This window comes from Paenibacillus phyllosphaerae (assembly GCF_014192105.1).
Taxonomy (GTDB): Bacteria; Bacillota; Bacilli; order Paenibacillales; family Paenibacillaceae; genus Paenibacillus_Z; species Paenibacillus_Z phyllosphaerae.
Genome location: NZ_JACHXK010000015.1, coordinates 118079 through 131310 on the forward strand (window position 1 = coordinate 118079; position 13232 = coordinate 131310).

General features: G+C 52.0%; 11 protein-coding genes. 6 read left to right on the forward strand and 5 right to left on the reverse strand.

Features of this window, described 5'->3' with window-relative positions; translation table 11 throughout:
* Nucleotides 1-10: 10 nt before the first annotated feature.
* Nucleotides 11-1222, reverse strand: coding sequence for an AGE family epimerase/isomerase (locus tag FHS18_RS24725; RefSeq protein ID WP_183603057.1), 1212 nt, complete (start codon nucleotides 1220-1222; stop codon nucleotides 11-13).
* Nucleotides 1219-2187, reverse strand: coding sequence for a glycoside hydrolase family 113 (locus FHS18_RS24730; RefSeq protein WP_183603058.1), 969 nt, complete (start codon nucleotides 2185-2187; stop codon nucleotides 1219-1221). The genes FHS18_RS24725 and FHS18_RS24730 overlap by 4 nt, the downstream gene beginning before the upstream one ends.
* Before the next feature lie 361 nt (nucleotides 2188-2548).
* Here FHS18_RS24730 and FHS18_RS24735 point away from each other — a divergent pair, with 361 nt between their 5' ends.
* The 4 genes from FHS18_RS24735 (at nucleotide 2549) to FHS18_RS24750 (ending at nucleotide 6651) form a co-directional block, all read left to right on the forward strand.
* Nucleotides 2549-3898 carry an ABC transporter substrate-binding protein gene (locus FHS18_RS24735; RefSeq protein WP_183603059.1) on the forward strand — a complete coding sequence of 450 codons (1350 nt, stop codon included), beginning with the start codon at nucleotides 2549-2551 and terminating at the stop codon, nucleotides 3896-3898.
* 223 nt (nucleotides 3899-4121) lie between these two features.
* Nucleotides 4122-5012 (forward strand): ABC transporter permease subunit, encoded by an 891-nt coding sequence (locus FHS18_RS24740; protein ID WP_183603060.1) that lies wholly within the window; start codon nucleotides 4122-4124, stop codon nucleotides 5010-5012.
* Between the two features lie 5 nt (nucleotides 5013-5017).
* Nucleotides 5018-5854, forward strand: coding sequence for a carbohydrate ABC transporter permease (locus FHS18_RS24745; RefSeq protein ID WP_183603061.1), 837 nt, complete (start codon nucleotides 5018-5020; stop codon nucleotides 5852-5854).
* A gap of 29 nt (nucleotides 5855-5883) precedes the next feature.
* The gene (locus FHS18_RS24750) at nucleotides 5884-6651 is read left to right on the forward strand and encodes a response regulator transcription factor (protein WP_183603062.1); all 768 of its coding nucleotides are present in this window, start codon (nucleotides 5884-5886) and stop codon (nucleotides 6649-6651) included.
* Nucleotides 6652-6730: 79 nt separating this feature from the next.
* Here FHS18_RS24750 and FHS18_RS24755 read toward each other — a convergent pair whose 3' ends face one another.
* Both FHS18_RS24755 and FHS18_RS24760 read right to left on the reverse strand, forming a co-directional pair.
* Complete coding sequence (locus tag FHS18_RS24755) at nucleotides 6731-7399, reverse strand: hypothetical protein (protein WP_183603063.1); 669 nt, start codon at nucleotides 7397-7399, stop codon at nucleotides 6731-6733.
* Nucleotides 7400-7437: 38 nt separating this feature from the next.
* Nucleotides 7438-8352: a helix-turn-helix transcriptional regulator gene (locus FHS18_RS24760; RefSeq protein WP_183603064.1), complete on the reverse strand. Its 915-nt coding sequence runs from the start codon at nucleotides 8350-8352 to the stop codon at nucleotides 7438-7440.
* Between the two features lie 155 nt (nucleotides 8353-8507).
* Here FHS18_RS24760 and FHS18_RS24765 point away from each other — a divergent pair, with 155 nt between their 5' ends.
* Nucleotides 8508-10481, forward strand: a complete 1974-nt coding sequence (locus FHS18_RS24765) for a glycoside hydrolase family 127 protein (protein WP_409348570.1) — start codon at nucleotides 8508-8510, stop codon at nucleotides 10479-10481.
* A gap of 126 nt (nucleotides 10482-10607) precedes the next feature.
* Nucleotides 10608-11777 (forward strand): hypothetical protein, encoded by a 1170-nt coding sequence (locus FHS18_RS24770; protein ID WP_183603065.1) that lies wholly within the window; start codon nucleotides 10608-10610, stop codon nucleotides 11775-11777.
* An 86-nt stretch (nucleotides 11778-11863) separates the two neighbouring features.
* Here FHS18_RS24770 and FHS18_RS24775 read toward each other — a convergent pair whose 3' ends face one another.
* The gene (locus FHS18_RS24775; RefSeq protein ID WP_183603066.1) at nucleotides 11864-12808 is read right to left on the reverse strand and encodes a hypothetical protein; all 945 of its coding nucleotides are present in this window, start codon (nucleotides 12806-12808) and stop codon (nucleotides 11864-11866) included.
* Between the last annotated feature and the right edge of the window lie 424 nt (nucleotides 12809-13232).

The following is a 13232-nucleotide window of genomic DNA, read 5'->3' on the forward strand; positions in this document are numbered from 1 at the left end:
TCTTGTTCGTTTAACCGTGCTGCAGCCGCTCGATCATCTCGAAGCAGGCGCGGCTGTTATGGTACGGACATTTCCAGGCGCTTACCTTCGGCCCCGCCAAGTTCGGCACGCGATCATGGGTAACGCTCCAATACCACTCGCCGTGCGTCTTGTCGACGAGATGTTCCTCAATGAAGGACCAGGATTGCCGGGCAGCGTCTAGATAGCGCTCTTCCCCGGTCAGCTGGTAGGCATTGAAGAATCCGACGACGGCTTCGGCCTGCGGCCACCAATCCTTGTGCGAGTCGATGATGCCGCTAGAGTCGGCTTCGTTCCAAAGGCCGCCGTCTTCATCGACGCCTTCATTAAGCGTTACGTCTGCCATCCGGATCGCGATCGCTTTGGCCCGGGCGAGCAGTTCTTCATCGCCGAGCACTTCGGCTGCTTCGACGATCAGCCAGCTGCCCTCGATATCATGACCGTAGGAGACATGATCGGATTTCACGTTCCATTGTTCATCGAAGAACAAGTGGAAATGGGCGGAGCGGTCGTCGATGATATGCGCCAGCGTCAGCTCGATGATGCCTTTAAGTTTGGCGTGAAGCGCCTCGTCTTGCCATACCCGGTATAGATTCGTGTACCCTTCCATGACATGCAGATGCGTATTCATCGACTTCTTCTCGTTCAGATCTTTGCCGCTCAAGCTTAAGTCGTCGGTCTCCTGCCAATCCCGCGCCAAGGCTTCGACATACCCGCCGTAGGCAGGATCGTAGCTGTGCTGCTCCAGAAGACGGAACAGCTCGATCGCTTCATTCAGCGCCTCCTGATGCCCGGTCGCCCGGTTGTACTCCGCGAACGCGTAGATCGCGAACGCCTGCCCGTACACCTGTTTTTTCGTCTCGCTAGGAGCGCCTTCGGCCGTGACGGACCAGTATAGACCGCCGTGTTGCGTATCGAAGAAATGCGCCTTCAAATAGGCATAAGCCCGTTCTGCCATCTTCAAGTACCGCTCATCCGGGAACAGACGGAACGCGGAGGCAAAGGTCCATAGGATGCGGGCGTTCAAGACGAGGCTCTTGTCCGCGGACGGATTGACGATCTGATCCGTGGACAGCTCGCCGATGAACCCGCCGCGCTGCTCGTCGATCGTATGGTTGATCCAGAAAGCTAAAATATTATCTTTAAGCTCTTGCTCGATGCGAGGGAGCCAGTTATTCGTGCGCGCAAGTTCTGTTGTTGTCATCGTGAAATGGATACCTCCTGATTCGTCTTCCCGGCATAGTAGTCATGAACGGTTTTTTCGGCTTTCTTGGCATACATGCAGTAGTCGGTATCGCGCTTGGCATCTTCAGGCGAGTAGAGCTTCGCCGGCCAATCCCACAGCATGAAGCCTTCGACCCATTCCCGCTTGTCGCATGCGCCGAACATGGTTTCGTAGAAGCGGGCTTGAATGTCTTCGTTATGCGCCCCTTGAAGTCCCCAGTCGTTCGGAAGATACTCCGAGCCCTCCCGGTTCGGACAGCCGGCTTCCATGAAGAAGAACGGTTTGCCATGCCGATTCACGACGGCTTCAATCCGGTCCAGCTGTTCTTCCCACTTATCGATCGGATAGTAGCCGCTCGAGGAGATGACGTCGACCGCATCCCACCATGCAACGTTATCTTCCTGGTATTTGTCGCAGTTGTACGTCACGATGCCGCTATAAACGCTGCGAACTTTCGCGATCAACTGCCGCCATTCCTGTTCGCGGCGGTCGGTCTGCACCATCTCGCATCCAATGCAGAACATTTCGCAGCCCGTTTCTTCCGCCATCTGGGCGTAGTGCAGGATGAAGGCTTCATAAGAAGCGAACCATTCCGACCACTTCGGCTCGCACGGAACGTCCTTGTCGAAGAAGTTGATATGCGCGCGCCATGTGCCGTCCTTACAGTTAACGACCGGCTTCAAACATACTTGAAGACCGAGCGATTTGGCTTTGCGGATCGCAAATCGGACTTCATCATCCGTTACGACCGGCGCTTCCCAGTAAGGGATCGTGGTCGATTGCGGATGGTCCTGCAGCGCGCCGAAAGCAATGGCCGTCCAGTTCACGCCCAGCCGTTCTTTCATGAGCCTCATGGATTGCTCCGCCTCCGGCGTATCCCACGTGCCGCGTATACCGGTCCAGCCCCAGGTCATCCCCGCAACATAGCTTCCGAGCTGTTTCATAACACCGCCTCCGATTCCATAGATGATCGTTTAAAATAATAACTAATACATAACAACATAATAACAAAATGACCGACTGTCAATTAAAGACTTGAATTTGAACGTGAAAAGAATGAAATCAGATCTTCGGAAGCTAGGTGGAGGCAGGGTCATTGAGGGAATTAACGGGATGTAAGCGGGATTTAACCGGATTTTCATTGGGAGGCCGTCCACGTCTGTCTGGTCGTAGGTTGATATTTATTTTTCTTGATTAGGTAAATTCAAGACTAGAAAAAGCAATACAGACCATTTTTTAGTGCGGAATTGTCATTTATACTAGGTTTGTAAGCGCAATCAACATTCGTACAGGGGGTTAAAGAGGATGAAAAAATGGTTTTCGTTAGCTATAGTATCTGCTGTTATGCTAACAACACTGTCTGCATGTGGCAGCAACAACAATGCCGAGCCGACGAATAACGGGGGCAACGCAGGTACGACGAACAACACCGAGACCAAATCCAATAATGCGGGTGCGACCAACACGAACGCGCCGGCAGAAGAGGCGACGGGGGATAGCGCAATCTCCGGCAAGGTCGTGTTCCTGACGAACCGTACGGATATGATCGATAAGCAGTATACGGATTACGAGAAGCGTTTCGAGGAGAAGTACCCGGGGGTTGACCTCCAGTTCGAAGCGATCACCGACTACGAGAAGAATTTGAAGATCCGCATCGCCTCTGGCAGCTTCCCGGATGTCGTCTTGCTGGCAGGCGGCATTCCGAATGCCGAGTTGCCGAAGTATTTTGCGCCGTTGGACGATATTCAGTTCTCCGATGAGCTGTACTATCAGGACCTGAAGAAAGTGGACGGCAAAATGTACGGGATTTCCTCCGGCAACAGCACCGTCGGCATCGTGTACAACAAGGAAGCATTCGCCAAAGCCGGCGTGACGGAAGTACCGAAGACGCTCGATGAATTCTACGCTGCCGCCGAGAAGCTGAAGGCTGCCGGCATCGTGCCGCTCGCCTCCAACTTCAAGGACAAGTGGCCGCTTGGCGCCTGGATCTATGATGTGCCGACGATGATCAGCAAGACGGCCGATCACCAGGATAAACGCGCCGAGACCGATACGCCGTATACGATGGATAATGTGTATGGCCAGTCGTTCAGCATTCTGCGCACGCTGTACGAGAAAGGCTACCTGGAGAATGACGTCAACTCCACGAACTGGGAGCAATCGAAGAAAGATATCGCGCAAGGCAAATTCGGCATGTATCTGCTCGGCAACTGGGTCGTCAACCAGGTCATCGAGAACGGAGCGGCATCGGAGAACGTAGGCTTCTTCCCGTTCCCGTCTGACAACTCCGGCGAAGCCAAAGCTCCGCTTAACCCGGACTTCTTCTATGGCGTCAACAAAGACGGCAACGTAGCTGCGGCCAAAGCGTTCGTGCAATGGCTGATCGAGGAATCCGGCTACGACGACTTCGCAGGTTTCATCCCGACGCTGAAGAACAAGAAGCCGAAACTTGCGCAGCTTGAGGAGTTCAATACGTACAACCCGACTTACGTAGAAGCGGTGCCGCCGCTCAGCCTGCCGACCGAAATCCAGAACAAAGCGCAAATCGAGCAGGAAGCGCTCGTCCAGGAGTTCGTGCTGTCGAAAGATCCGCAGAAAGTGCTCGACAAGTATAACGAGAAGTGGGCGAAAGCAAAGAGCGCTCTTGCTAAGTAGTGTGCAGGGAAGTGCACGCAGCATTATGCTAAGGGGAATTGGTTTGCGTATAGGAAAGTGCACGCAGCATTCTACTAGGAATGATTTGCATGTGACGTAAGACACGCAGCATTCCGCTGCTGTGAACCGAAGCAAGCCCCGCGCGCTGCGGGGCTTCGCTTTGGCCTCGATGAACGAACATTGTGTGCCGTAGAAGAACGATACAGGAGGGAGGAGGGATACTGTGTTTAACAGGCTTCCTTTTCATACACAGAGAAAGATCATTATCGTCGGCTTCGTGGCGATCCCGCTGCTGTTGCTGCTGACGTTCGCATACTATCCCGCCCTTGAGCTGATCCGGTTGAGCTTCACGGATTGGGACGGAATGAGCCCGGACAAGTCATGGATCGGCTGGGACAATTACAAAGAAGTATTCAGCAACCCCGAGATATTCGGCGTATTCAAGCATAACTTCGCTTATTTCGTCGTTGGGATCATTCAGAACATCCTCGCGATCTATTTCGCGATTATTCTAAACAGCAAGCTGCGCGGCAAGAATTTCTTCCGGCTGCTGCTCTTCCTGCCTTACATCCTCAATGGCGTGGCGGTCGCCTATCTATTCGGTTACGTGTTCGATACGACGAACGGCTCGCTCAACACGTTCCTCGGCACGCTCGGATTCGATTCCCTGTCGCAGACGTCATGGCTAGGCAGCGAAGGCTTCGTGAACTACACGCTCGCTTCGATCGGCTTATGGCGCTTCATGGGCTTCAATATGGTCATCTATCTGGCTGCGCTGCAGTCGATTCCTTCGGATCTGTACGAGGCGGCTTCGATCGACGGCGCGAACGGATGGCAACAATTCGTCTACATTACGCTGCCGAACATTTACAAAATCATCGAGCTGAACCTGTTCTTGACCGTGACCGGGGCGCTCGAGGTATTCGATCTTCCGTTCGTCCTGACTAACGGGGGACCTGCCGGAGCGAGCGAAACGTTCGTGATGAAGATCATCTCGACGGCGTTCCAGTTCAACAACTACGGCCTCGCTTCGGCGATGAGCGTCGTACTGCTGCTCTTCGTCGTGGTCGTCTTATCCATCCAGCGCTTCCTGCTGAACAGAGGGGGGAACTAATCAACATGAAACTCAAATCGAACCTCTGGAACGGGATCAAGTACATCTCGCTGCTCCTTGCCGTATTCACCGTCGTATTCCCGCCGTATATCATTATCGTCAATGCCTTCAAGACCAAGGAGGAGTTCCAGAATAAGACGACGTTCTCGCTGCCGGACAGCTTCCTGAACTTCGCCAACTTCGCCAAGGCGTTCGAGCAGGCGAATATGCTGCGGGCATTCGGCAACACGCTGTTCATTCTCGCGCTGACGCTCGTGTTAAGCATTTTGCTCGGCGCGGCATTCTGCTATGCGGTGGGGCGTTTCGAGTTCCGCTTCAAGAATCTCATCGTCGGCCTGTTCCTGTTCGCGACCATCATCCCGAGCGTCACGACGCAAGTGGTCAACTATAAGACGATCAAGGGCATTCCGCTCGTCGACGCGTACAATATGCTCGGTCCGATCCTGCTCTACGTCGGCGCGGACATCATGATGATCTACATCTTCTTGCAGTTCATCCGCAACATTCCGTATGAGCTCGACGAGAGCGCGATGTTGGAAGGGGCGTCGTTGTTCAAAATCTTCCGTTCGATCATCTTCCCGCTGCTCGCTCCGGCTACGGCGACGATCGTGATCTTGAAGACGATCAGCATCTACAACGACATGTTCATCCCGATGCTCTATCTGCCGAAACAGGAGCATATCGTCGTTTCGACCTCGCTCATGCGATTCTTCGGGGTAAACAGCGGCGACTGGCAGATGGTATCCTCCGCGATTCTGATCATCATGATTCCGACGGCGGTGATGTACCTGCTGCTGCAAAAATACATTTTTGCCGGCGTGACGACCGGTGCGGTAAAATGAAAGAATTCGTGTAAGAGGAGGCGTGGCGGATGCGTATTGTAATCGTGGATGACGAGGCGTTCATCCGCCTTGGGCTGGAGAAGATCATGTCCAAGATGGACCTTGGGGTCGAGGTGATCGCCTCCTGCAGCAGCGCGGCCGAGGGGCTTGCGACGCTCTCGAAGCTGGGCGAATCGGAGATCGACCTGTTAATAACGGACATCAAGATGCCGATCATGGACGGGCTGAAGCTGATCGAGCGAGTCCGCGAAAGGTTCAAGCAACTCAATATCGTCGTCCTGAGCGGATTCAGCGAATTCGATTATGCGCGGACGGCGCTGCGTCATGGCGTACGCGATTATCTGCTCAAGCCGATCGACAAGACGGTGCTCTACGAGCTGTTGTCCCGGATGAAGCAGGAGAAGCGAGAGCTTTCCGAGGCGACGGTTTTAGCGGGCGCGGGCGTATCGGGGGCAGCGCCGGATGCGGACCAGCACTACGTGATCGACAGCGTGAAGGCGATGCTGGAGAAAGAGTACGATAAGAACTTCGAACTGGAGCGGTTGGCCGAGCATGTCGGAATGAGCGGGGCTTACTTAAGCAGGCTGTTCCGCGAGAAGGCGAACATGACGCTGACGGATTATTTGATCCAGCTGCGCATCGAGAAGGCCAAGCAGTTCCTGATTGACCACCCGCATCTGAAAAACTACGAGATCGCCCAACTGGTCGGCTACAGCGATCCGGTCTATTTCAACAAGCTGTTCAAGAAGATCGTCGGCGTGACGCCGAAGGATTACAAGGAGAGGCACCGGGGCTGACTGCAGTCCGACCTCGTATGCGAAAAAGAAGAGCTGCCTGCCGTCATGCGATGATGGCGGGACAGCTCTTTCTTTTGTATTAGTCCCATTCATTGGGGAATTTGGCGATGTTCGCATCAACGAATCTAGGATCAAGAGCAATGTCGAAACCATTGTCTAATTCTTCAATGACCGCGTCATCCGGTAGTCCTCCCATCATACCAAAACTATTTTGGAACGTTGCCAAGTCTAACGTGGTCTCGGCTTGAATTTTCACCATTTTCTCGTCAAAAAAGAGAACCGTAGCGTAGTCATACGAATACCACAACTTATTTCCCTCTTTAAAGTGCATATAATCCACGGTCACAACTGAACCGTCTTTGAATTCAATCTTGCCTCCTTCATAGGAAGTGAGCTCCTCGTTGATCGTATTGCCTAACACAAAGTCTTCCTTGGAGATGACGGAAATGAATTCGGTCATCGGCGAGGATTCCGCGCTCTCCTTCATCCAAGACTCGATCTCGGCTCTTTCCTCCTCAGTCTTGCGGAAATCTTCATCGGAGAGCGGAGCGTCCTGCAGCTCCAGTGCTGCTTCATATTCTTGCTGCGCCTTCTCCATTTTGGCTTCCAGATCTTCGACAGAAGCAGAATTCGGACTTGAGGCAACATTCGTGCCCCCAGACCCCTTTGCCCCGCATCCGCTAAGAACCCCTGCTAGCAGGAGGGTGACCAGAATGCTTGTCCTATTACGTAACTTCCAACGCTTCATATTCCCTTCTCTCCCCTAAATATAAATGCTGCTAACGATTAATGCATGAACTGTTTCCGATACTGCAGCGGCGACAGTCCGGTCTGTTTCTTGAAGCAGACCGAGAAGTAGGGCGTCTGATGGAAGCCGACCGCTTCGGCAATGACCGCGATCGGCTGCTCCGTCTTGAGCAGCAGCAGCTTGGCGCGCTCGATCCGGTAATAGAGCAGATAGTCCATGGGCGTGCAGTGAAAAATCTCTTTCATGCAGCGGACGAGATAGCCGGGGTGAAAATGAAGCGCCTCCCCGAGCACCGCGTTGTTGATCTCATCGGCGTAATGCTGCTTGATATACGCTTCCACGCGCTCGGCCACGGCGAGCGCAGGCGAGGCGAAGGTCGTCCGCTGCCCTTCGTCGAACATGCGGAGCAGCTGTTGGAAGAGCTGCTGCTGTTCCCAGAACGATTCCGAGCGCCGCTCCTGATGCAGCAGCAGCAGGCGGTCGAGCTGGGCGAACGTCTGCTTCGGCGCCGCAAGCGACGTATGTTTCGGGACGTTAATCGTATAGGGAGAGGGCGTCGCATAAGGAGCATCTATCCCGGCTGCCGCCGATTCCAGAGCTGTAGTCGTCGGAGCCGGAGCCGGAGCCCATCCTTGTTGCGCCGCGGATTCGGTCCAGTCGCCGATCGCCTCAAAATGGATCCAATAAAAGAGCGTCTCCTCCTCGCATGGCTTAACGGCATAATGATAGCGCTCCGGCAGCAGCAGAAGCGTCTGTCCGGCGGTGAGCGCCCATTGGCGGTTATCCTCGCCGATATGCAGCGTGCCGTAGTGGACGAGCAGCAGATCGAACATTCCTAACCGGTGGCGGCTCGGATGCTGCTCGCCGATCGTATACAGCGTCTTACCGCTTTCGACATAGAACGGCAGCGGCGGCATACGGAAGGACACAACGGGATCGGATTGGTTGTTCATCGGTTTGTCCAACCTCCTTCGAAGCGAGCGAAATCGAGGTTCATATTTTGAAAAAACAGGGTTAGTTTAGACATAGTTGAACCCTAATATAAACGATATAATCCCAATTGTGAAGAATCATATTTTGAAAAAACGAAGGGTGGTTATGTGCTTTGATCCAAGCAGGTTTGCAACGAACACAACCCGTTTCTTTTAATCAGGTCCGTCTTGAAGACGCTTACTGGACCGCATATACGAAGCTAGTCCGTGAAACGGTGATTCCGTACCAATGGGATGCGCTGAACGACCGCATCGAAGGCGCAGAGCCGAGCCATGCGATCCGCAACTTCCGTATCGCGGCGGGTCATGAAGAGGGCAGCTTCTACGGCTTCGTCTTCCAGGATTCCGACTTGGCCAAATGGCTGGAGGCGGTCGGCTACAGTCTGAACGTCCATCCGAATCCGGAACTTGAAGCGATTGCCGACGGCGCGATCGATCTCGTCATCGAGGCCCAGCAGCCGGACGGCTATCTCAATACGTATTTTCAGATCAAGGCACCGGAAGAACGGTGGACGAATCTGTTCGATTGCCACGAGCTGTATTGCGCGGGCCACATGATCGAAGCGGCGGTCGCTTATTATGACGGAACGGGCAAACGGAAACTGCTGGATGCGATGTGCCGTTTCGCCGATTACATCGATTCCGTCTTCGGTACGGAACCAGGCAAGCTGCGCGGTTATGACGGCCATCAGGAGATCGAGCTGGCGCTGGTGAAGTTGTATAAGACGACCGGTGAAGAGCGTTACTTGAAGCTGGCGGCATACTTCATCAACGAACGCGGGCAGGAACCGAATTTCCTCATTGCCGAGTGGGAGAAGCGGGGCCGAACGTCGCATTGGCAAGCGGGAGTGACACGCAAGCCGGATCCGGCATACAACCAAGCGCATGTGCCGGTACGCGAGCAAGAAGTAGCGGTGGGACACTCGGTTCGGGCGGTCTATATGTATACGGCCATGGCCGATTTGGCAGCGCTTACGGGCGATGAGTCACTGCTCGCAGCCTGCAAGAAGCTGTGGGACAACATGGTGAACAAGCAAATGTACATCACCGGCGGGATCGGGTCGACGCATCACGGCGAAGCGTTCTCCTTCGATTACGACCTGCCGAACGATACGGTGTATGCGGAGACCTGCGCGTCGATCGGCCTCATTTTCTTCGCGCACCGGATGCTGCAGATTGAAGCCGACTCCACCTACTCGGATGTGCTGGAGCGGGCGCTCTATAACAACGTCGTCGGCAGCATGCAGCAGGATGGCAAACACTTCTTCTACGTCAATCCGCTAGAAGTCTGGCCGGAAGCGAGCCGCAAGAATCCGGGACGCCATCATGTGAAGGCCGTTCGCCAGCCATGGTTCGGCTGCTCCTGTTGCCCGCCGAACGTCGCGCGTATCCTTTCCTCGCTCGGCGAGTATATTTATGGCGTTAACGACAATACCGTTTATACGCATCTGTATATCGGCAGCACGGCTCAGGTGAAGCTGGGCAGCGGAGCGGCCGTGGAACTGAAGCAGGAGACGAACTATCCATGGCATGGCGACATCACCCTTACGTTGTCGCTTGCCGAGGCGGCAAACTTCGCGCTTGCGCTGCGGATTCCAAGCTGGAGCGAAGGCAAGGCGGAGATTCGCGTGAACGGCGAGACGCTTGCAGCGGATGCGTACACGATCGACAAAGGCTATGCTTATATCACGCGTGCATGGGTTGACGGCGACAAGGTGGAACTGACGCTTGCCCTGGATGTGCAATTGATCGAGGCGAACCCGCTGGTGAGAGCCAATTCGGGCAAAGCCGCTCTGCAGCGTGGGCCGTTGGTATACTGCTTGGAAGAGACGGATAACGGCGATAAGCTCGCGGGCATCTCCATTCCGGCCGATGCGACGTTCACCGCCCGTTTCGACGACAGCTTGCTCGGCGGGGCGATCGTGCTCGAAGGCGAAGGCTACCGCGATGATCAATCCACCTGGAGCGGCGAGTTGTACCGTCCGGTGAAGCGGCAATCCGGCCGTATCCCGGTGAAAGCCGTTCCGTACAGCCTGTGGGGCAACCGCGGCGAAGGCGAGATGGCGGTCTGGCTACGGGTTCGGGAATAGGACTGCAATAATTAAATAAATGGCGGTAACACCGGAAACCGTTATGGTTTTCGGTGTTACCGCCATTTATAATTGTATCCAGAGAAGAACTTGGAATTTATGATTAAAGATCGTGGGGTTAATTAAATGGCAGTCTCGTTAGTGAGTCGCTTAATAGATTTTTTTAAGAATAAGCATATAAAAATCGTTTTAGATATATGTCGAATAATTAGTGCGGTCTCATTCGCAGTATCAGTTTTTGGTCTGATCTTTTACACCATTGGATATTCTTTTTTATATGGCTATTATTTTTCAGGTGACTTACCTGGATATTATTCAATCTTAAATATAATAGTTCATCCTGTGCCAATTAACTTCTACACTGTATCAATAATATCTTCGCTCATAATAATAATTGTAGTCTTTCTAATATCCTCAATATTTGTAATTAAGCAAAAAAATTGGGGTAAAAGCGTTCCAATATTGATTTTCCTAGTGGCTTTTCATATTTGCTTATCCGTATTTTTTGTAAATGGAGAGGACATTTACGAGAAAAGCTTTTCCTTTATAGTTGTCTGGTCAGTTCCTGTATTTATAACCATTATGATTTTTTGGATGATAAGAACGCCATTTCATCCTCGGTTAAGCATATCAGGGACATTGTATGGATTATTTGTTTTTGTCATCTTTGATTTAATTCTAAAAATACAAGATATATACGCTCAACTTTTTCTGCCGGTTGGATCATTTCTACTTGGTATTATATTTACATTGTTAAATAAAAAGTGGACCGAAAAGTATATTTTTCGGGCTTTTTTAACATTTCCCATTGTTGAATTAATTGTTCTTATTTTTATGTACCTTTTGAAAATAATTATTGAAGTGAAAATTGACGGTAAAGATATGACAGTATTAACATGTCTTGCTTTTTTAATAACTTTAATTATTAGCTTGAAGAGATATAAGGAGTCACCTGAGATACCTAGAGTTTCTTCAAATTCTGATAACAAAAAATATACTGTTTTGTTGAATAAGTTGGAACAGTTGGGGATTCCTTCAATTGTTAGTACAGTATCGATTATTATATTATTGTTAGGCATATTGGCACCGTTGCTGTCATTAAATGCAGGACAATATATTAGAGTTATAACTACTAGTAGTACGAGGGAAATGCAACTGATAAAAAACTACGATAATTCATTCTCAATAAAAGGGAATGTGGTATCAATTAAAGAGGGAAATTACTATGTTTCAAACGAGGGGTGGAATTTGGTTATAGTAAAGGGAGACAAAATTATAGTTTCAGATAGTAATTAGATTGTTCAGATATTAATAAACTTAATGGCGTATCAAGTGTAAGGAATCAAGAGAAGCCTGGTACATCACAGGCTTCTCTCTTCTGTTTAAGCCAACTCGCGTCCTTCGATCCACGAAATCCGCTTCGTCCGCAAACCTTCCAAGTCCGTCTGTACGGCGGCGAGCTCGGTGTCCAGCGCGGCTAGGATGCCGCGTACATGCCCGAGCGCTTCGGATACGCGCTCGCTCGCGTTCTTGATATGTCCCTGCACAACCCAGTCGGCAATTAATCCGTCGAACCAGTAGTCGGCCATCTTGAGCGTAGCGCTCACGTCAATCCGGATCGCCGCGGTGCGATTGACATCGGCCAATTCGTCTTGGAACGATGCCATCAAGTGGTTCGCGTTATGTATATAGCTTCTCGCATCGTCAATATGATTGTGCTTGATATGCGTGCTGAGCATGCCGCCTCCGCCCCACAGATCCCAGTTCCCCCAGCTTTGGGCCTTAGCAAGCGCAGCCGAAGCATCCTCCAGCGCACTGAGCACCCGGCGTCCGGCAGAGCAGGCTTCCTGCAGCTCTTTGGCTTGAACAGCTTTGCTTGCGACCGATTCATCCAGTTCAGCCAGCTCGTACGTGAAGGTGGGAGAGGTACGCAGGAGCGCTTCCTTCTCTTCCATTAACTCGTCATATTCGCGCGGGGCGTTGCGGTAATAGCTGATGTCGTTATTGGCCTGTTGCAGATCGGATTCGGTATCGCTGTGCAGTTGTCTAGCCTCTTGCAGCTTCAGCGCCGCGGTCAGCACTTCCTGACGCTCCTTCTTCAGCTGCTCATCCTTGCTGCGCAGTACGGTGTAGAACAGAGTGGTCAGCGACATGCGCATCAGTTTGCTCACATCGGCCTCTTCATCCTCAAGTTTCAGCTCATGCTGCATAATGAGGCGTTCTTGCTCACGCAGCCGCTTCTGCAGCTCTTCCTTTCTGCGCTGTGCTTTATGCAGCCGGAACACGCGCTCCTTCGTACCTATAAGCCGCTGATGAACGGTATCCATCACGGGCAACCCCCTTCGTTATCTGGATGAAGTTCAATATTGTTCCAAAATCAGCTCTATCCTTTACGTTACCGTATCGGACGAGGTTGCGAAAGTGTACCAAAGGCCGATTTTTCTTCCTAAAAGTTAACATTTTTCGAACAATGTAGCGTATCCGGCAGTCGTGCGGTTTGTCACAAGAAGGATTATTTCCTCGGAAATAAGCGGTATGCTGAATTTCAGACATGGGAATACAGCATACCGCTAACGGATTGGTTTGCGATCCCAAACGGGAGTTTGGGAATGCAGCGTTCCGCTCTGGATTGGTTTGCATTCCGCTCCTGATCGGCCCGCATCAGGCCTCCAGCTCATCGCCAACGCTTGTTCATTTATTCTTCATGATGTCATGGTAAACTATAGCCAAACGACTCGACTGAAATTGAAG